Source organism: Leptospira inadai serovar Lyme str. 10, assembly GCF_000243675.2.
Lineage (GTDB): Bacteria > Spirochaetota > Leptospiria > Leptospirales > Leptospiraceae > Leptospira_B > Leptospira_B inadai.
In genome coordinates this window covers 91,995-110,685 of the sequence record NZ_AHMM02000023.1, presented here as the reverse complement: position 1 = coordinate 110,685, position 18,691 = coordinate 91,995, and the positions used below count along the sequence as shown (strand labels likewise).

General features: G+C 44.8%; 19 protein-coding genes. 10 read left to right on the top strand and 9 right to left on the bottom strand.

Annotated elements, in window-relative coordinates; translation table 11 throughout:
* The first annotated feature begins 16 nt into the window (after positions 1-16).
* The 5 genes from purN to fsa all read left to right on the top strand — a co-directional run bounded on the left by purN (position 17) and on the right by fsa (position 4,350).
* Entirely contained in the window at positions 17-643 is a 627-nt protein-coding gene (gene purN, locus LEP1GSC047_RS13665) for a phosphoribosylglycinamide formyltransferase (RefSeq protein ID WP_010419142.1), read from the top strand.
* A gap of 1 nt (position 644) precedes the next feature.
* A complete protein-coding gene (purH, locus tag LEP1GSC047_RS13660) occupies positions 645-2,186 on the top strand; it encodes a bifunctional phosphoribosylaminoimidazolecarboxamide formyltransferase/IMP cyclohydrolase (RefSeq protein ID WP_020988817.1) in 1,542 nt (513 codons plus the stop codon).
* Between the two features lies 1 nt (position 2,187).
* On the top strand, positions 2,188-2,817 hold the full coding sequence (locus LEP1GSC047_RS13655) for a hypothetical protein (RefSeq protein ID WP_010419140.1): 630 nt from the start codon (positions 2,188-2,190) through the stop codon (positions 2,815-2,817).
* 32 nt (positions 2,818-2,849) lie between these two features.
* Positions 2,850-3,569 (top strand): hypothetical protein, encoded by a 720-nt coding sequence (locus tag LEP1GSC047_RS13650; protein ID WP_010419137.1) that lies wholly within the window; start codon positions 2,850-2,852, stop codon positions 3,567-3,569.
* A 136-nt stretch (positions 3,570-3,705) separates the two neighbouring features.
* Positions 3,706-4,350 (top strand): fructose-6-phosphate aldolase, encoded by a 645-nt coding sequence (gene fsa, locus LEP1GSC047_RS13645; protein ID WP_010419136.1) that lies wholly within the window; start codon positions 3,706-3,708, stop codon positions 4,348-4,350.
* A 106-nt stretch (positions 4,351-4,456) separates the two neighbouring features.
* On the opposite strand, the gene LEP1GSC047_RS13640 is transcribed toward fsa, so the two are convergent.
* The 3 genes from LEP1GSC047_RS13640 to LEP1GSC047_RS13630 are packed head-to-tail and all read right to left on the bottom strand — an operon-like array spanning position 4,457 to position 7,668.
* Complete coding sequence (locus LEP1GSC047_RS13640; protein ID WP_010419133.1) at positions 4,457-5,494, bottom strand: DUF1574 domain-containing protein; 1,038 nt, start codon at positions 5,492-5,494, stop codon at positions 4,457-4,459.
* A gap of 9 nt (positions 5,495-5,503) precedes the next feature.
* Positions 5,504-6,913, bottom strand: a complete 1,410-nt coding sequence (locus LEP1GSC047_RS13635) for an MBOAT family O-acyltransferase (protein ID WP_010419129.1) — start codon at positions 6,911-6,913, stop codon at positions 5,504-5,506.
* Positions 6,910-7,668 (bottom strand): pseudouridine synthase, encoded by a 759-nt coding sequence (locus LEP1GSC047_RS13630; RefSeq protein WP_010419127.1) that lies wholly within the window; start codon positions 7,666-7,668, stop codon positions 6,910-6,912. The genes LEP1GSC047_RS13635 and LEP1GSC047_RS13630 overlap by 4 nt, the downstream gene beginning before the upstream one ends.
* A 116-nt stretch (positions 7,669-7,784) precedes the next feature.
* Here LEP1GSC047_RS13630 and lipA point away from each other — a divergent pair, with 116 nt between their 5' ends.
* Positions 7,785-8,690, top strand: coding sequence for a lipoyl synthase (lipA, locus tag LEP1GSC047_RS13625; RefSeq protein WP_010419123.1), 906 nt, complete (start codon positions 7,785-7,787; stop codon positions 8,688-8,690).
* Positions 8,675-9,010 carry a hypothetical protein gene (locus LEP1GSC047_RS13620; protein WP_010419121.1) on the top strand — a complete coding sequence of 112 codons (336 nt, stop codon included), beginning with the start codon at positions 8,675-8,677 and terminating at the stop codon, positions 9,008-9,010. Before lipA ends, LEP1GSC047_RS13620 begins: the two co-directional genes overlap by 16 nt.
* A gap of 95 nt (positions 9,011-9,105) precedes the next feature.
* Here LEP1GSC047_RS13620 and ompL47 read toward each other — a convergent pair whose 3' ends face one another.
* From ompL47 to LEP1GSC047_RS13605, 3 genes are all read right to left on the bottom strand, one after another.
* The gene (gene ompL47, locus LEP1GSC047_RS13615) at positions 9,106-10,191 is read right to left on the bottom strand and encodes a multi-beta-barrel domain surface protein OmpL47 (RefSeq protein WP_020988838.1); all 1,086 of its coding nucleotides are present in this window, start codon (positions 10,189-10,191) and stop codon (positions 9,106-9,108) included.
* Positions 10,192-10,507: 316 nt separating this feature from the next.
* The gene (locus LEP1GSC047_RS13610) at positions 10,508-11,683 is read right to left on the bottom strand and encodes a lipoprotein LipL45 (protein ID WP_010419119.1); all 1,176 of its coding nucleotides are present in this window, start codon (positions 11,681-11,683) and stop codon (positions 10,508-10,510) included.
* A 94-nt stretch (positions 11,684-11,777) separates the two neighbouring features.
* Positions 11,778-12,977 (bottom strand): PQQ-dependent sugar dehydrogenase, encoded by a 1,200-nt coding sequence (locus LEP1GSC047_RS13605; RefSeq protein WP_010419117.1) that lies wholly within the window; start codon positions 12,975-12,977, stop codon positions 11,778-11,780.
* A gap of 93 nt (positions 12,978-13,070) precedes the next feature.
* Between LEP1GSC047_RS13605 and LEP1GSC047_RS13600 the strand changes: the two genes are divergently transcribed.
* Positions 13,071-14,432: a radical SAM protein gene (locus LEP1GSC047_RS13600; RefSeq protein WP_010419112.1), complete on the top strand. Its 1,362-nt coding sequence runs from the start codon at positions 13,071-13,073 to the stop codon at positions 14,430-14,432.
* 117 nt (positions 14,433-14,549) lie between these two features.
* Here LEP1GSC047_RS13600 and LEP1GSC047_RS13595 read toward each other — a convergent pair whose 3' ends face one another.
* From LEP1GSC047_RS13595 to LEP1GSC047_RS13585, 3 genes are read right to left on the bottom strand one after another with little or no spacing between them, the layout of a single operon-like run.
* On the bottom strand, positions 14,550-15,233 hold the full coding sequence (locus LEP1GSC047_RS13595; RefSeq protein ID WP_010419110.1) for a TIGR00266 family protein: 684 nt from the start codon (positions 15,231-15,233) through the stop codon (positions 14,550-14,552).
* Between the two features lie 16 nt (positions 15,234-15,249).
* Positions 15,250-15,921 carry a TIGR00266 family protein gene (locus LEP1GSC047_RS13590; RefSeq protein WP_010419108.1) on the bottom strand — a complete coding sequence of 224 codons (672 nt, stop codon included), beginning with the start codon at positions 15,919-15,921 and terminating at the stop codon, positions 15,250-15,252.
* 27 nt (positions 15,922-15,948) lie between these two features.
* Complete coding sequence (locus tag LEP1GSC047_RS13585) at positions 15,949-16,614, bottom strand: TIGR00266 family protein (protein ID WP_039935072.1); 666 nt, start codon at positions 16,612-16,614, stop codon at positions 15,949-15,951.
* Between the two features lie 101 nt (positions 16,615-16,715).
* Here LEP1GSC047_RS13585 and LEP1GSC047_RS13580 point away from each other — a divergent pair, with 101 nt between their 5' ends.
* Both LEP1GSC047_RS13580 and lpxC read left to right on the top strand, forming a co-directional pair.
* Positions 16,716-17,375, top strand: coding sequence for an SDR family oxidoreductase (locus tag LEP1GSC047_RS13580; RefSeq protein ID WP_020988835.1), 660 nt, complete (start codon positions 16,716-16,718; stop codon positions 17,373-17,375).
* Between the two features lie 388 nt (positions 17,376-17,763).
* Positions 17,764-18,669, top strand: a complete 906-nt coding sequence (gene lpxC, locus LEP1GSC047_RS13575; RefSeq protein WP_010419101.1) for a UDP-3-O-acyl-N-acetylglucosamine deacetylase — start codon at positions 17,764-17,766, stop codon at positions 18,667-18,669.
* The last annotated feature ends 22 nt before the right edge of the window (positions 18,670-18,691 follow it).

Here is an 18,691-nt window from a genome sequence, read left to right as displayed (position 1 = left end):
TCTTGAGCGAAAATTCTTGGCAAGCCTGTTTCCTAAACCTAGAAAAAAGCTTGTTTTTTTAGCCTCCGGCCGCGGGTCCAACTTGGAAGCCGTCCTTTCGGCGTTCAAAAAGCGAAAAATTGCGGGAATTCCTCAGTTTTTGTTTTCGGACGAGCCGAATGCAGCAGCTATCAACATCGCGACCAAGTACAGTCTGCCAAGTAAGGTATTGGACTATAAATCTTTCTCCCGTAAGGAAGAGTATCATGCCTCCCTTCTAGAAATCCTAGATGCGGCAGCCCCTGATCTAATCGTTGCCTGCGGTTATATGAGAATTCTACGACCGGAAATCATTCGTAGATTCGAGAACAGAATCATCAATATTCATCCGTCGTTATTACCCTCTTTTCCGGGATTGAATGCGCAAAGGCAGGCGTTCGAATACGGAGTCAAAATTGCCGGATGCACCGCTCATTTTGTGGACGACGGCGTGGATTCCGGACCCATCATTCTCCAAGGATCCGTGAAAATCGACTCGAAGATGACGGAAAGAGAATTGACTCTAGCCATTCTCAAAGAGGAACATAAAATCCTGCCTCTCGCAGTGAAACTATTCTGCGAAGATAGGCTCTCCATTAAAAATAGGAAGGTCTCCATCCTCTAGCATGATTAAAATAAGCCGCGCACTCATTTCTGTTAGCGAAAAAACCGGTCTCATCGGTTTCGCCAAGTATCTCGATTCCAAAGGCGTCGAAATCATCTCCACGGGAGGAACTCTAAAAGTCTTGCAGGACAGCGGAATTAAAGCAGTCGCAATCGATGACTATACCGGCTTTCCGGAAATTCTAGATGGTCGGGTTAAGACCCTTCATCCGAAAGTCCATGGAGGACTCTTAGGCGTAATTTCCAATCCGGAGCACCAAAAAAAAATGGATGAGCTTGGAATCCCGAAGATAGACCTGGTCGTCGTGAATCTCTACCCGTTCTTAAAAACGGTCTCTAAGCCCGGAGTCCAATTGGACGAAGCCATCGAGAATATAGATATCGGCGGTCCTTCCATGATCCGATCCGCGGCGAAAAACTATCGGCATACGATCGTAGTCACCGACCCGAACGATTATAAAACGGTGGAAGAGTCTATGGCCGTAAACGAAGGCTCGGTCGATGCGGATACTTCCTTTCTTTTGATGAGAAAGGCATTCTCTCATACCAGCATGTATGATACGGCGATCTCTTCCTGGTTCAATAAACTGGCGGGGGAAAAATTCCCCGACATACTCAACCTCTCATTCACTAAAAAGCAAAAGCTCAGATACGGAGAAAATCCTCACCAAGGTGCCGCATTCTACGAACCTCTTTTCACGAAGAGCGAATTCTCTCCCCTGCAAGGAAAGGAACTTTCCTTCAACAACATGTTGGATTTCGACTCCGCTTTCCATATATCCGCTTTATTACCCGATAATACCGTTTGTATCATAAAGCACTTGAACCCGTGCGGAATCGCGTATGCCGACGATCCGTTGGAAGCATTTCGCTTAGCAAAGAGGACCGATCCTATTTCCGCATTCGGAGGAGTCATCGGTATTAAAGGAAATGTTTCGGGGGAACTAGCGGCTTTGATCGGAGAATTATTCGTCGAAGGCGTGATTGCGCAGAAGTTCGATAAGGAAGCTCTGGAGTATTTCTCCAAAAAACCGAATGTTCGTTTAATAGAGATTGAAAACTTCCAAGAAGCGTTGGATGAAATGGACCTGAGACCGATCCATCACGGGCTGCTATTACAGGATCGGGATTACGCTACAATTTCGGAAAAAGACCTAAAAGTGGTGACGAAGAAGCAACCTACCGAGGAGGATATTCGCGGATTGATGTTCGCTTGGTCCACGGTTAAGTTTATTAAGTCGAACGCCATCGTGTACACCGAGGAGAATGCGACTTTGGGAATCGGCGCAGGCCAAATGTCCAGAGTAGACTCCGTCCAACTTGGAGCCACAAAAGCGTTAAATGTAGGACTCTCCGTCGTAGGGTCTTACGTGGCAAGCGACGCCTTTTTTCCCTTCCGGGATGGAATCGACGCGATCGCAAAGGCGGGCGCGAAGGCCATCATCCAACCGGGAGGTTCTATTCGGGATGAAGAAGTAATTCGAGCCGCCGATGAGCACGGCCTGATTATGGTGTTTACCGGCATGAGGCATTTCCGACACTAAAATGGAATTTTTTCTCTATCTAATTTTCTTCGCGTTTACGCTATCTTTTCTGTCCTTAGCGGATTATTATTTCGGGTTATTATTCCTGAGCGGAAAGGATATGTTTGCGAAAAGCGAACTTACGGATTGGATCAGAATTCTTCCTTCTAAAATACTTCAAATTTTCGAAGCCGGAGGAAACCTTCAATACGGATTGATTTCCTTCGGATTATCCGCCTTCGTCTCGTACATCTGGACATTGACGGGAGGACTTATCGGAGCCCCACATTATGCGGATTCGTTCGGAAACTACTTCTTTCTCTCCTTTTTGATGCCCGGCTTATTATTGGCGTTTTATCCTGCCCTGGCTACGGAAATTCTAAAATCTACTTCGAATTCCCGTCCGGATTCTTTCTTAGCCAGATTTTTAGGGCAGGAAATTCCTTTCCTCTCCGGCGTCTTCGTTTCCGTAATCGCATCGAACTTGGCAGTTTACGGACTCTATCACGAAATCGCGTTTTTGTTCGTACTTCCTAATATTGCAATTCTTGCAATCCTCTTGATTCTGAGATGGAACGGAAAGGTCCGATTTGGAGGCATTCGGCTGGATCGACAAGAGCCGCATGAGGATGATTTCGGCGAAGATTCCTAATACAAATCGGTTCTTTTGCCGATAGGGTAATTATGAAAGGGCTAACTTTACCTGCGATTTTCGTTTCCGTTCTTGTTCCGATTTGCGGGGTATTCGCCCAGTTTCCGGGAGACGATACGTCTAGAAATAATCGTCAAGCCGGCAGCCGACCGACCCTTGACGGGTTTGCGGAAGTAGCTTGGGAATCAACCTACGCTCAAGTCAGGGAAAAATTTCTTTCCTTAGCCACCAATCCGGACAGCGGCGAAAAAGTGGAGATCATCAACGAAGATAAAGAGAAGTCCCTGCTAATACGAAGAAACGGAATCTTCTATGTTTATCGCTTTTACTCCACACCTAAACTCGTCCTCGATTCCCGACCAAAGCAAAAGCAGGTTCAGGCGAATCCGCCTCCCGCAAACGAGGAGGAAGGTCATAATGAACCGGGCAAATTATTTTCCGTCGGAGTTTCCTTTCGATATCTTCCGGGAAAGGAAGTGCAAGATAAGCTGGAGAATAAATACGGCAAGCCCAAGAAAGAAACTCTGGATGAGAAAAAAATCGGCGGCGCTGCAATCTGGGAATTAACCAACGAAAAGGAAGTTCCTCCTCGCGGCGGATTCGTCGTTCAATGGAAAGAAGCCTACAAAAAGCAGCCTTTCACTCGCAGAGTCGATTATTTTAGTTCTAAACTGAAGGCTCAGATAGAAAAAGAATATAAGGAATTCTTTTCCGCGGAAGAAATTAAAACTTTGCGGGATCTGATTCCTTGATCCAAGGGCAGGGTTTCCTACTTATTTAATTCTCTCGCAGCCCGGAGCCTCGATCAGCATCTAAAATCGGATTGACCCTCTACCGGGATAGAAACGACTATCCTAGTAGATCATCCTTCGAAATCGGAGCTCACTTGTGGAATTATATTTAGATACGGCAAACGTCGACGAAATCAAAGAGATTGCCTCGTACGGCCTACTCGACGGGGTTACTACCAACCCTTCTCTTATCGCAAAATCGGGACGTAACTTTAAGGAAGTGATCAAGGAAATTTGCGCGATTGTCCCCGGTCCCGTAAGCGCGGAAGTTCTCGCCACTAAACACGAGGAAATGTTGAAAGAGGCGGATGAACTCGTAGCTATCGCCAAAAATGTCGTTATCAAAGTTCCCTTAATCCCGGAGGGATTAAAAGCGGTCGTAAAATTGACCGAAAAAGGAATTCCGACTAACGTGACATTATGCTTTTCCGCTCCCCAGGCTCTTCTTGCCGCTAAGGCCGGTGCAACGTATATTTCCCCCTTTATAGGCAGAGTCGATGATACCTCTTGGGACGGAATGGATTTGATTTCCGAGATCCGCGAAATTTACGATAACTACGGTTACGAGACGAAAATACTCGCCGCCTCCATTCGCGGACCCATGCACTTGAAAGAATCCGCGCTACGAGGAGCCGATTGTGCGACTATGCCGATCTCCGCTTACCAGCAGCTTTTCAAACATCCTCTAACCGATATAGGGTTGGAGAAGTTTTTAGAGGACGCTAAAAAACTAAAATGGTGAAATCAAGGATCTCGATGTAACGTCAAGGCCCGCAAAATTTGCGGGCTTTTTTATACCAGGTGATAAATCGAGAAGCCCTATTTCAGATAAGCCGCCTGTTTTCGAATTATCTAGGCAACTTATATTTTCCGTAATAATCGTTCATTAAAAGCCGAATTTGATCCACTATGCAGAAGATATCCTGATGGGAAGCATCGTAATACTTATCACATGAATTTGCGACGTTCATGTCCACGGAACGTGCATCGTATTTATTTGCGAGTTCCGTTACCCTTGGCCACCAAATTTTGTCCAGACCCAGTTCGTAATATCCTTTTCGATAACCGTCATACACGCGCGGCCATACGATATATGCGACTATTCCATTTTCCTTACAGAGTTTTAAGAATTCTTCCACAAAGAAAAATTGCGTATCGGACACTGTAAAACCGGAAAGGTAAATGCTCTTTAGGCGAATCGCGTCTTTTGCGAGTTTTTTCGGATTGTTGGTCGCGGTCGCATACGCCATTTGCTCCCCGTTGGTCATGTCCAAGATGATTCTTTCGTCGTTGAATGCAGGATCGTATTCGTCCAAATTTCCGGAAATTAATCTCGACCAAAACAGTTTGAAGCTCGGCTTCACTTTTCTATAAACGAAGATCCTTTCCTTGAGTATATCCAATTTATCAGAAATAGTTAAATGATTCCAATAAGCGTGAATGAACTCCGCATCCGCGCCCAGACGTAAGAAAGGTTCGTACAGTAAACCCTTCGAATCGTCGAAGGCCTCAGGACTCACGACAAAAAAGACCGTTTTCGGCTTAACTCCGGCCTGAACCGTCTTTCTCAACCAATATAACCCGTATGCCGGAACGGCCTGAGGTCCAGCAAAATTATAGAGAACCCAATCCTTTCTCATTTTCTCTTCGAGTGCTTTTTCCGAATAAGGATACGCTCTAGAGTCCCCGAAGGCTATCGCTAAATTTCGTTCCCGAATTTTCGGATCCTTTAACATTCTTTGAAACAAGGATCTTCTTTGGGAATAGTAGACGGGATTTCCGTCCTGATAAAATGAATCGCGAAAATATTCGAGAGTGAAAATCTTATCCGCACAAAATAGCGACAGTAAAAAGAGAAAGGGATAATAAATAAAAATACGTTTCATAGTCTTTTCTCAAAATTGCCCGTAAAAGAAGTCCGCATTGCCGTTGGGTAAAGCCAGTAAAATCAGAACCCATGCGAGAGGCAAAGTGAAAGCCTTGATCCTATCCGGAATCCGGAATTTTTCCGGCCACTCCTCGGTACAATGAAAAAAAATCGCAACGATCAAAGCGAACACGCAGGGTTCGGCGTTCGGGAAATCCTGTCCGGGAGCCCAAGTAAGAATCCGTCCGACGGCGTCAAAAGCGGTGCTGACGGTGGGAGTAAAAAATAAGATCCACGAAATACAATAAATATGTAGAACGAAAAGATAGGTTACGATTCGTTTCACGTACGGAATATCCGGAAAAAGCTTTATTCCAAGATCCTTAAAGACACGTTCGATCGAAAGATATGCTCCCGTAAATAAACCCCAAAGTAAGTAGTTCGTATTTGCCCCATGCCACAAACCGCCGATTCCGAAAGCGACCAGATAATTGATGCAGGTCCTCAAAGTTCCCAATCTAGATCCACCGAGCGGAATATACAGGTAATCCCGAATCCAAAATGAAAACGTTAAATGCCATCTTCTCCAAAAATCACCGAAACCGTTCATGAAAAAAGGTGCCTTGAAGTTTTGCGGTAGCTGGAAACCTAGTAATCGGCCTATCCCTCTGGCCATATCCGTTAATCCGGAAAAGTCCAAGTAAAGATAAATCGCAAAAAAATAAATAGTACGAAGTAAGGCCCAGCCGGAAAAGATAGCCGGTTCTCCGAAAACGGGAAAGATCGATCCGGTCATTAAAACGGATAGAACGGATTTCTTCAATAATCCGAAGAGGACCAACCATAAGCCGTCGACCATGTCTTCGGAAGACATCCTCGGAGAATCGAATTGCGTGGAAACATCAGAAAATCTCAAAATGGGTCCGGCAATCATTATCGGAAACAGAAGCACATACGAGGAGATCCGGGAAATCGTTATCTCCTCGGATATCGATCCCTTTTTCTTATCTACGGCAAGTGAAATTAACTGGAACGTATAATAACTGATCGTAAGAGGCAAAATTACTTCGAAGCCCGCCCATCCCAGCGCTTTAGAAACAAGGGCATCCAAATTCGTTTTGCTCTGCAACTCCTGGATACCTAATGCAACGCCGACAAGATCGGCTAAGAAATAGAAGTATTTAAAGAAGGCTAAATTCAAAACGTTGAATCCGATAGAAATCGGCAAAAACCAACTTTTCTTTAGAAAGAACCGAATAAATATCCAGTTAACGAGAATTACCGCCCAGAGGTGGAATAAGAACTGCCAGGAGCCGAATGCGTAAAATAAGGAAGAGGCTAAAACAAGAAAATATCTCTTTAACCGGTCCGGAAGATTCCAATAGATTAGGAAAACGAAGCCGAAGAAAAATAAGAATTCTAAGCTTGTAAAGTTCATGGTCTCCATTTTTGAGGATCCAGGAGTGTGTATTCCCCCTCTCGTATCCCCAATTCTTTCAATCGTAAATTTCCGATTCTCACACGTTGAAGGTCCGTCACCCTCCCTCCCAACGCCGAGAACATTCTTCTAATCTGTCTCTTTCGACCTTGCCGGAGAATGATTCGAAATCGGGACGCTTCGGAGCCTTTTGATTCCGCAAGAATGGATTCTGCTTTTAAGGTTTCCCCCTCGTCCACAATTCCTTCTCGAAAACGGCGCACCGCTTCGCCGACCGAAATAGGTTCTTGCAAAGATACTTCATATTCCTTTTCGGAAGAATGAGAAGGATGGCTTACGAGGTGTACGAGCTCTCCATCGTCGGAAAGTAATAGTAGACCTCTCGAATCCAAATCTAAACGACCTGCGATCGCAAGCTGTCCGTATTTGCTCGGTAATAATTCAAAGACGGTATGGTTATGAAATCGGTCTCCATGGGAGCAAAGATAACCCGCCGGCTTATTGAGGGCTAGGAAAACCGTTCCCTGCCTAGGAATCGCCTTTTTATTCCTTACAAAAACTTCGTCCTTCCCCGGGCGAATTCGAGTGCTTAGATCTCGAACCGATTTTCCATTTAAGAATACGTTTCCATTCAGGATCAATTCTTCCACTTTTCGTCTAGAACCAAAGCCGCAATCGGCAAGGAATCGGTTGATTCTAATCCCATCCCGTTCTTCCGAAAGTTCCGGTTTTTGCCCTCTGTCTTTTTCTCCCAAAACGGGCCCGTCCTATGAGTGTTGCCACCCGAATTCATTCCAGATTAAGTATGGGGGGACAATCCGGCTACCCAAAACACTTGACCTTTCTTGAGGAACCGGACAGGCTATAGAGTGTGAACCCTCTCAAAAAAAAACCTAGAACTTCGTCCAATATCCCGGCTCCGGAAAAACCGGATTGGCTAAAGGTTCGGCTTCCATTTCGAGAAACAGGTAATTCCGTTTCGTTAGTTCGAGAACTCGTGGAGGAAAGTAAATTACACACGGTTTGCGAGAGTGCCTCCTGCCCTAATTTAAATCATTGTTGGTCCAGGAAAACTGCCACGTATATGCTCGCCGGAGATATCTGCACTCGACGCTGCGCCTATTGCGATGTCCCTTTCGGCAAGCCTCTTTCACTAGATGCTGGAGAGCCTCTGAGAGTTGCGGAGTCCGCTAAAGCTCTCGCGTTAAGGCACGTAGTAATTACTTCCGTAAATCGGGATGACTTGGAAGACGGAGGAGCCCATCATTACAAGGAAACGGTGGAATTAATCCGTCAAAGACTGCCCGAGTGTAAGATCGAGCTTCTAGTGCCGGATTTTAAAGCCAGAGAAGAAAACTTATCAATAATTTATTCCTGCAGACCGGATATTTTCAATCATAACTTGGAAACCGTTAAGCGATTATTTCCCGAAATCGCACCCGCAAAAAAATACGATCGTTCCCTACAAGTTTTAAGACACGCTTCCGAAAGAGGATTCCTCACGAAGAGCGGCCTGATTTTAGGATTAGGAGAAACTTTGGAAGAGGTCAAAGAAGCGCTCGGAGATTTGCGAAATTCCGGGGTCAAGATGGTGACTCTCGGACAATACTTGCAACCTACTGCATCGCATCATCCGGTAAAGGAATATGTCCACCCCGATATTTTTAAAGATTTGAAGGAATACGGAAAAAGCCTGGGTTTTTTATCCGTCTTCTCGGGACCGCTGGTAAGAAGTTCCTATCATGCTGACGAGCAAGTACTGTGGAACGAAAATTAAATAGAATAGCGGATTCAGACTCATCCAATTCCCCCGATTCGGGGGAGATAAAAAAGGTTCTATTTCATTCTCTTCTTTCCTATCTGTCAAAAAAGGAAGGTCCGTTATCTAAGGCCGAGATTAAGGACCTTTTATTAAATTCGCTAAATCTAATAAAAGGATTTCGAGTAGAATGGGCCGAAATCAGAAAATTCGGTAAAGGGAAATTGCTGGTCGAGTACCATCACAAAATGATGATACTCGATATGGAAGATACCATAAACAGCATCCTAAAGCTCTGGGAAAATTATTTAGACGCAAAAGAGAGAAATTCAGGCTAACTAAGCTAAGGATTCATAATCGAATCGTAAGATAAAAGCCCCGAATTTCCGGGGCTTTTATCTTTAGGAGCGATTCGATCCAAAAGAAAGATTACTTACTTCCCGGCGGGTTTCGCGTTGGAAGGGTTCGCCGACTCGGATTTCGTATCCACTTGGCGAATTTTCGTTTCGGGAGGAGTTAGATCCAGAATAAACGTCAGTTTTTGTACTTCACTTTCGTTGCCGACGTTATCCACCGATTTTGCTTCTATCGAATGCTGGCCTTGTGCCGTTACGGTAAAGGCATCCTTATAAACCGCCCATTCCGTCGCGCCGTCAAGCTTGACCAATAGTTGCTTAATTCCGGAAAAGGTATCATTCCCTTTCAAAGAAAACGAATTTCCTTTTTTAGTATATAATTTGGATTCCACGGCCACTAACGGAATCGTTTCCGCAATCAGAACGGTAGGTTTTTCAAAATCGACCGTGACCACATAGATTCCCTCTTGAGAAGTATTATTGGATTTATCGGTAGCGAAATATTTAAGAGTATTTACTCCTAATTTATCCAAGCGTATCGGTTGATTATCGTACGTTTTAAATTCTCCCCCATTTACGGAAAATTTGACTTCTTTTACGCCGGCAAGATTGTCCGTCGCCGCGATGGTATAAGTCGTTTCCTTAGGAGCGTAGCTTTGGTCCCTAGCGGAAAAGACGGTTTGACTCGGATTTATTTTGAGAGTCGGAGGGGTGTTGTCGACCAAAACGAGTAGAGTTTTAGGATTCTCCTTATTTCCGACCTTATCAACGCCTCTATAACTTACCTTTACGAGCCCTTCCTTAGCAATGAATATAGGAGCGGTATAAGTAACGTATTCTTCCTCCCCGATTCGATATTCGACAAAGTCGACTTTCGATGCGTCATCGGAAGAGGTTAGTTCGAATTTAATCTTTGAATTAACGTAAACGTCCGGAGTAGTGCCCGCTTTTTCATCTGCGTCGGCTTTTTTTCCGGAGGTACCTCCTTCGGACTTGGGCGCATTCTTAGTGGATCCGCCGGAGGATTTGGTCGAAGGTTGGGTTTGCGATTTAGGCGTTGTTTGTCGTTCGGGTTCGTCGTCTTCCGTATTCTGAGCGGAGGCCGCAGTTGAAACGATAAGTAAGCAAATGGCAATCAATCGGATTGGGGGTGCACCCGTCATTCTAATCTCCTTGGAATTCTACGATGGTGTTTTAGATATCGGAGTCGACTGTATCGGATTCTCAAAATTAGAAAATCCTTTATTTTGATACGCGCAGATCCTTTTTCGGGTTTAGACGGTAAATAATCGAAATTTCTAACTCGATCCTGTCAAAAACGAAGCAAATATTCATAAATTCGCTAGAACTGAGTTCCCATTATTTTCCGAAAAAAGGACGGATAATTCAGTATAGCAGACATAAGGCCCTAGAAAAGAAAAAACCCGGAGGTCAATTTTGACTCACCGGGATTTTTCCACCATTCTTTAAGCTTGCAGTTTAGAGTTTGGTCTTGGTTTGGAAATCGTAAACGACCTCTTGCACATCAGCTTGGTTGATTCTTTTGATACCTTGCTCAGTATGCACAATCATCGTGCTTCCTTGCTGGTCTACGATTGCTCCGATAAATGAAGTTCCGTCAGCCATGACGATCTTCTCAAGTTTCTCGTAGTAATTCACTAGATCTTGTTTGGTTTTCAGATCTTTAGGAGCCGAAACTAACACGCTTTTGAAACGTTTTACTTCGTCTTCCTGGCGTTTAGCTAAGTCGGCTTCGATCTTTTTCTTTTCCGACTCGTTTACGGCCGCTGCTTGCTCATCAAGCTTACCGGAAGAAGACTCTTCGTTTAGTTTTACGATCTTTTCTGCCGTTCCTTTATCAACAGTAACGATCGTGTTGATTTCTTGCTCTTCGGACTTGGAAATACCGGATCCGGAAAGTTTCGTAACCGCCTTCGGAATCTCTTTATCCAAACTGGCAATTTTGGAAGCATCCTTGGTTCCGAACGTCTTATCAGACGCTTTTACAAGGGAAGATTCGTTTTTCTCCAAAATGATCTCCGCCTTATCCAAGGAACTCTGCACTTTCTTAAGATCGGAATTTCCTTCGATTTCCTCGTCGCTCATGCCTTCTAAGGCTTTTACGCGAGGAGCAACCGCAACGGAGCCTTCCAGAACTTTTATGACAGATCTATCCGGCTTTGTACGATCTACGAGAAAGGAAGTTCCACGAACACCGGCGATAGCGGTTGGAGTGATAACCGAAAACTGATCGTCTTTGCTTGCTTTATTGACTTTTGCGAAAACTTTTCCCGAAACCAGCGCGAGACGGGTGTCCGTATTTCCCTTAGAGTCCAATGCCAAAGCGGCAAATTCTAACTGGGAATTTTCGGAAATTCTGACTGCAGAACCGTCCGCAAATTGAATATCGACTTTTGCCTTAGACTTGGTTACAAGCTTGTCGCCGGATTTGAGAGAAGCTCCTAAACCTGCCTTTTCTTCGGTTAGATCAGCGTGTTGAACTTTTGATTCTCCAACGCTAAATACGATGATTGCCGTAGGTTCGCTCTGTTTTGCGTTCGCAGCTTCTGCGTTTTCGGCAGGCTTTTTGCAAGCTCCGGATGCTAACAGACCGACCAGTAGGACGGCCGACGCAACGGAAATGATGTTTTTCATACCCCTATCCTTGATCGAGATTAACCGGATCCGCGGTGGAGGCGGTCCGATCTATATGGGTTAACATTCAAAGAAATAGGTTTTTCAATTTATTTCAATTTTTTTTTACTAATTGATAAATATTTCCACCATTAAAATCGGCAAAATAAATTTCGCCTGCGGAATCTTGACCGAATGTGCTAACGGGAAACCCGACTTTAAAGAGTTTGCGTACAGTACCTTTTTTGTCATTTTCTATCGGCAGAGCCCAGATAACGCCCGCTACAAAATCACCGAAGATATACAACCCATCTAACAACGGTAGTAGTTTTCCTCGGTATACATAACCGCCCGTAATCGATTGTCCAACCTGGTGGTCATACTCGAATATGGGATCTAGTAAACCGGGCCTTTTACATTCCGGATTATTTCGGAAACAATGAAATCCCTCCTTACTATTCCACCCATAATTCCCTCCTTTTTCAATGCGGTCCACTTCCTCGAATTCGTTCTGTCCCACATCCGCTACGTATAATTCTCCGGTCTTGGAATCGAAAGAAAACCGCCATGGATTGCGAAGTCCATAGGCCCAAATTTCCGGAAGAAATCCCGACTTCCCGAGGAATGGATTGTCCTTAGGAACCCTGTACGCCGGACCAAAAGTTTCGAGATTCGGTTCGATTCGAATCAGGGTTCCGAGAAACGTATTCGGATTTTGTCCGTGCAAAAAAGGATCGTTAGCCGCTCCCCCATCTCCAAAGCCTATATATAATTTTCCGTCCAGGCCGAAGGCCAGTTGACCGGCATTATGATTCGAGTACGGTTGATCGACTCGAAGTAGAACACGCTTTCGATCTTTCCAGGAAAGAATTTTTTGCGGTTCCCAAAGAAATTCAAGAATCAGGGTCTGATCCTTGCCGGATTCTTTTGACACTGCATTTATGTAAAAACGACGATTTTTGGAAAAATCCGGATGGAAGGCTAAGCCTAAAAGTCCCTCCTCCGATCTGGTTTCAACATTCCCGGTAAAGTCCGCTGCGAGATTCTTTTCTCCCGAAATAAGATCCACCAGCCAGATTTTACCCTTCTTTTCCAACACTACGAAATTCCGGGGCTGACCGGGAAGAAATTGAATATCAGTCGGTTCCTTAAACCCGCTCGCAACAACCTTCCAAGTTAGGTCGTTCCAGGAGATCGCTTTGGTCGGCTTAGGGGGAACTTCTCTCTTTTTCTTCTTAGTTTCAACTGAATGTAAAATTGAGGTAAATAGTAAAAATACGGAAAGAACTCGAAATATCGGATAAAGGCGGAACATAAGAAAATCTTCGTTCGAAATAGGCTAAGGTCAACGTGAAAAAACGGAAAAACTAGATGCCAAAACTCCTAAGGAAAACAGTCTGTCGTTAAGATGAACGCTAGAAGTACCGTACGCCCCGAATCTTCAATCGCATTGCTCGAGGAGATGGAACGAAAATATAGAACGATCCCTTTGGAAGCCATCGTAAAACAGGACATTCTTAGGCAGGGGATTCATTTTCTACCCGAATCTTTTTTAGTCGGGGAAGACTATAAGACGAAAGATTATTTCATCTTTTCTTTCGATCATATTCCTTTAGCCGACTTAAAAGAAGGAGCCGATTCGAAGGCTCCCGAAGAGATAAAATTGGCTGGAGGACATTTTAATCTATTACCTACCGTTATCTCTACCCGGAATAATCCGACTTCTCCTTATAAAGTAAAACGAATCGCACCGGGACAAAGCAAGGAAGGCTCGCCGGGACTTTTCCTGAATGATACGTTCCTGGGCCATCTAGAATATCCGCCGAAACCGGCCTGGTACCGACATAAAACGAAATCGGGAAAGCTCCCCGGAGAAATCGCACCCGTAATCGAATGGGGTTATCTAATCTACTTAACCGTTTTTCGAAATTGTCAATATTTTGGAAAGGAAGAGGAATGCGCTTACTGCGATATAAACCATAATTATCGTCAGCAGAAAAATGCGGGTCGACCATACACCGGCGTCAAAGATGTCGAAGATCTCTTGGAGGTATTATCCTGGATCGATTCCGAAGATCAGATCGCAAAAGTTTATACGATTACCGGCGGATCCGTTATCACTTCTTTGAAGAAAAAGAATGAAATAGATTTCTATTTGGAATATGCAAAAGCGATTGAAGATAAGTTCCCCGGACGATGGATGGGGAAGATAGTATCTCAAGCCTGGGAGAAAGAAGATTGTCAAAAATTTAAAGACGCAGGCATTCAAGTTTATCACCCTAACTACGAAGTATGGGATAAAGAACTTTTTAAAAAAATCTGCCCCGGCAAAGAGTCTTATATCGGTCGCGATACATGGATTCGAAGAATCGTAGATTCTGCCGAGGTTTTCGGTCCTTCTCATGTGATTCCTAACTTTGTCGGTGGAGTGGAGTTATCTCAACCCTGGGGATTTGAGACCGTTCGAGAAGCGGTTGCCTCGACCGCAGAGGGTCTGGATTTCTTTATGTCGAAAGGGATTATGCCCCGCTTTACGGCCTGGTGCCCGGAGCCATATACCACACTAGGCACTCAACCGGGCCCACCTCTCGAATATTTTTGCGAACTATTGACGGTTTGGAAAAGTACATTTGAAAAATATAATTTACCTGTTCCTCCAGGGTATGGCGAACCGGGACCGGGTAAGGCCGTCTTTTCCGTCTCGGCATTTATGGACGTCATCGGATATACAGAGGACAGAGGACAGAGGACTGAAGACAGTAGCTGCTAGAGTTGGGAAAGTATCAGAGGTAGAGGAAAGATCTATTGCAGCATAGGAATCTTTCTATAGAACACGGAAACTCCCCTAACACTGGATTTTTCCTCTGTCCTCTGTCCTCTGAAAGCTTTAATCACTTGAGGAAGATTTTTCTACGCGACGCCAACTATCGGCCCAGGATGCAAAGGAATTTTGGTTCCGAGACTGCACGTACAATCTTCCCTTTCCGGAAAATTTAGCGACCAGTCCTTCACCGGAGAGGAAAAGAGATTTTAATCCTCCAATGCGATCGATCTGATAATCCAGAGTGGTTTCAAAACCGACAATATGCCCGGTGTCGACGATATACGTTCCGTCTACGTCGACGGTGTGTATGGCTCCGAAACTTGAAAAATAAAGGTCACCGGTTCCGCTTACTTTCAAAAAGAAAAGGCCTTCCCCGGAGAAAAAACCTTTAAACCCTCCCCATTTGCTATCGATCGTAAGTTCGGTCGAACCGGCTACATAGGCTCCTCGACTAAGGATAAGCTCTTCGTTCTTTAAGACTCGGTATTCTAAATCGCCTTGTGTTTCGGAGGTAAGATATAAGTCCCCCGCTCCTCCTTGGGCAAAAAAGGTATTCTGGAAAAAAGATTCGCCGCTCAGCAATGCACGCTTTGCCGAAGCAAAAATGCCGCCCTCGGCTTTTGTTTCCATTTTAACGTTGGGAGCCATCGCCACCATCGCTCCGGATTCCGCTCGAATCGATTCACCGTTTTCTAATGTGATTTTTAATAGCGGAAAGTCGGGTTTAGCTAATATTTCATGTTTCATAATGCTTCTCTCTATTCTATCTTTTCTTAGGAGGGAGTTCCGACCGGAACCAAGAGCCCAGAGTCGGAACATTTCTGGTCTGTATCCAAAGTTTTCCTTTTCCGCTGAATCTTGCCACGAGTCCCTCTCCTCCGAAGAAAAAGGATTTCCAGCCGCCGAACTTAGCGATTTTATAATTTAAGCCTTCCTCGAACGCTACAATATGCCCGGTATCGACTATAAAGTCGCCGTCAACTTCAAGCAACTCTATACCCCCGTAACTCGCTATTAACAGCGTCCCCTTTCCGGAAAGTTTTAAAAAGAAAAGAGATTCACCGCTAAAGAACCCTTTCATTCCTTGAAACTTCGTATCCATATCGATCGAAGGTGAGGAGGCCAAAAAAGAGCTGGATTGAACGAAGACGGTTCCGTCTAAAGCCAGACTTTCGATATCGCCCGGTAATGTAGGAGCTAGGAGCAATTCTCCCGGTTCGGACGCGGAAAACGTATTCATCCAAAATGACTCTCCGCCTAAAAACGCCGCCTTTAGCGATTTCATAAAGCCGCCTTTCTGGGCCTTATGAGTTTCAATCCCGATATGGGAGCTCATGCTCATCATCGCACCGGATTCGGCTTTGATGGATTCCCCCGCCTCCAAATTCACTTTCGCAATACTATAGGATGGCTTGTATAAGATATTAATGTTCATTGTTAAGTCCTATCGATACTGACATTCTTACACGGGTAAAAGACGGGTTAGCCAGCTTATAAAACCGGATGGTACTCTGCTTTGTATCCAAAGAGTTCCATTTCCGGTAAAGTTCGCCACTAAGCCTTCCCCGCTGAATAAAGTGGATTTCCAACTTCCTCCGGCTTTACCTACCGTAAATTGCAGGGAAGAATCGAACGCTACAATATGGCCTGTATCGACCGTGTAACCCCCCTGCACTTCGATCGGAAAAATGGACCCATAGGCGCTCAGAAACGCCTTACCAATTCCGGAAAGTTCCAAAAGAAAGAGACCTTCTCCTCCTAAAAGGGAGCGGAGGCCTCCGAACTTGGAAACGATTTGAACGGCGTCATCCGATGCAAGGTAAGCCCCGGCCTGAACTAAAATCTTTTTCCCATTCATATCCAATTCTACGATATCGCCGGGCAATTCTGGGGCCAGTCCGATCTCGCCTCCGGTGTTAGGCGCGGTATATGTATTGAAGAAGAAGGATTCTCCGCCTAGGAATTTCCGAGAAAGAGCGGAAAGAAAGCCGCTTCCCATTTTAGTTTCAATTCCGATCCCGGAACTCATGTAAACCATAGCTCCAGCTTCCGATTTAATAGATTGACCTGGGCCCAATCGAAGCTTCAATAGAGAGAACGATGGTTTGTGGGTAATCTGGTATTGCATATCGCGGCAGGTTGAAAGTTATTTCCTAAATCGTCAACCCGATTCGGAATTCCTCGTAACCGTTCTTCTTTTAGAAACGTTCCATAGAGTCGGTCTTTCCAATGAAACATGCATTGATAACCGGAGCAAATCGCGGCATCGGGCTAGAGTTGGCTCGAATTTTTTCGGAGAACGGCTACGAAGTATTGGCGGCCTGTAGAAAAGCGTCCGAACCCCTGCGCAGATTAGGCGTGCCTATCTTCGAAGGCTTGGATTTAACCGATTGTAGGAACTTCGACTCCCTATCAAACTCCCTTTCCGGCAATCATTTGGATCTATTGATCAATAATGCCGGAATTTTGATACCGGATAACCTAGATAGTATCGATTTTCAAGAAGTGGAAACGCAATTCTTAGTCAATGCGTTGGGTCCTCTCCAATTGACTCATTCGCTTCTTCCAAAGATAAAGGATGGAGCAAAAATTGCCTTTATTACGAGTCGGTTGGGTTCCATCGGCGAAAATAGCTCCGGAGGCTACTATGGTTACAGGATGTCGAAAGCTGCCTTAAATGCAGGCGCAGTTTCCTTATCCAAAGACCTGAAGTCTAGAAAAATCTCTGTCGCAATTTTACATCCCGGAATGGTTGCAACCGAAATGACCGGTCGCCAGGGAATCCCTCCTCGGGAAGCCGCTGAAGGCTTGTTTAGGCAAATAGAAAGCTGGTCCCTACAAGTCAGCGGTAAATTCTTCCACCAGACTGGAGAGGAATTGCCCTGGTAGTGCGTCGAATCTTATATAAAAAGGGCTCAAAATCGGATCTGCACTCAGAAAATCCGAATTCCCGCGGAATGCTAAATTAGTACTATGGCAACTAGATAAACGCAATCTCTATAAAAGGGGCGCCCGGAATTCTGTCTCCCGAAAACAACACTGTTGTAAAAATGAGACAAAATTAAAGAAATTTCTTACAAATTATGTCTCGTAATATCTCAAACCTCAATCTAAGCCCCTTTTTTACTAGAGTTTTCACCGTCTCATGGCATGGAAGTTGCTTTATTAATCCTAAAGGGCTATTTTTTATTCGACCCACGGTATGGCTGGCAATAAAGAATACCCCCCGATGAAGCCAAAAACTGACCCAGATAGAAACGATCTGGATAGGAAACCGATGAATTTCACGGAACATAGAAAAACAATTAAAGAAACAGTTAGAATTAAAGGGATCGGATTGCATTCAGGAAAAGAAGTCAATCTTGTCGCTCACCCTGCCGCTTCTGGAACGGGGATCTTATTTGAATACAGAAAAGGAGAAGATAAGGCCTCCATTCCGGTAGAGCTAAGCAATGTAGTCGATACAAGTAACGCGACCACATTGGGAGACGGACTCCATCGAGTACAAACGGTAGAGCATCTCATGGCTGCCGTTTTTTCTTTAGGGATAACGGACATGATCCTGGAAATCGATTCCGTGGAAGTCCCGATCATGGACGGTTCCGCATTGCCTTTCTTAGAGGCATTTGAAGCCACCGGATATACGGAATTTGAGGAAGTACAAGAGCCGATCTATGTCAAAAACCCGATGTGGGTCGTGGATGGAGACAAATACCTCGTAATTCTACCGAGTCAGGAATGGAAAATAACTTATACGATCGATTTCCCGCATCCCCTCCTGAAAGGCCAAAACATCACAATCAATCTTAATCGCGAAATACTCAAAAAGGAAATCCTGCCAGCCAGAACCTTCGGATTCTTGAAAGACGTAGAGGCTCTACAGGCAAAAGGGCTCGCGATGGGAGGCTCGTTAGATAACGCAATCGTACTTACGCAAGACGGTTATTTAAACGAATCCTTACGGTACGAAAACGAATGCGTTAGACATAAAATCCTAGATCTGGTCGGTGATCTATCGATTGCCGGAAGACCGATCATTGGGCATTATTTAGCTTCTAAAGCGGGCCATGCTCTGGATGTATCGATGGCCAAACTAGTAATGAGTTCCGAAACAGGAAACGAGCTAGGCAAATACAAGAGTCGTCGTATTCCTCTATTCAAAAGAAAGACCGCGGTCGTTTAGGGAAGAAGACCCGAACATAAGA

Coding starts and splice junctions, on each gene's coding strand:
- LEP1GSC047_RS13585 (WP_039935072.1), bottom strand. CDS start 16,614: ATGCAATACCAGATTACCCACAAACCATCGTTCTCTCTATTGAAGCTT.
- LEP1GSC047_RS13640 (WP_010419133.1), bottom strand. CDS start 5,494: ATGAAACGTATTTTTATTTATTATCCCTTTCTCTTTTTACTGTCGCTA.
- LEP1GSC047_RS13635 (WP_010419129.1), bottom strand. CDS start 6,913: ATGAACTTTACAAGCTTAGAATTCTTATTTTTCTTCGGCTTCGTTTTC.
- ompL47 (WP_020988838.1), bottom strand. CDS start 10,191: ATGACGGGTGCACCCCCAATCCGATTGATTGCCATTTGCTTACTTATC.
- purH (WP_020988817.1), top strand. CDS start 645: ATGATTAAAATAAGCCGCGCACTCATTTCTGTTAGCGAAAAAACCGGT.
- LEP1GSC047_RS13650 (WP_010419137.1), top strand. CDS start 2,850: ATGAAAGGGCTAACTTTACCTGCGATTTTCGTTTCCGTTCTTGTTCCG.
- LEP1GSC047_RS13610 (WP_010419119.1), bottom strand. CDS start 11,683: ATGAAAAACATCATTTCCGTTGCGTCGGCCGTCCTACTGGTCGGTCTG.
- LEP1GSC047_RS13605 (WP_010419117.1), bottom strand. CDS start 12,977: ATGTTCCGCCTTTATCCGATATTTCGAGTTCTTTCCGTATTTTTACTA.
- LEP1GSC047_RS13600 (WP_010419112.1), top strand. CDS start 13,071: ATGAACGCTAGAAGTACCGTACGCCCCGAATCTTCAATCGCATTGCTC.
- LEP1GSC047_RS13655 (WP_010419140.1), top strand. CDS start 2,188: ATGGAATTTTTTCTCTATCTAATTTTCTTCGCGTTTACGCTATCTTTT.
- LEP1GSC047_RS13580 (WP_020988835.1), top strand. CDS start 16,716: ATGAAACATGCATTGATAACCGGAGCAAATCGCGGCATCGGGCTAGAG.
- lpxC (WP_010419101.1), top strand. CDS start 17,764: ATGAATTTCACGGAACATAGAAAAACAATTAAAGAAACAGTTAGAATT.
- LEP1GSC047_RS13595 (WP_010419110.1), bottom strand. CDS start 15,233: ATGAAACATGAAATATTAGCTAAACCCGACTTTCCGCTATTAAAAATC.
- LEP1GSC047_RS13590 (WP_010419108.1), bottom strand. CDS start 15,921: ATGAACATTAATATCTTATACAAGCCATCCTATAGTATTGCGAAAGTG.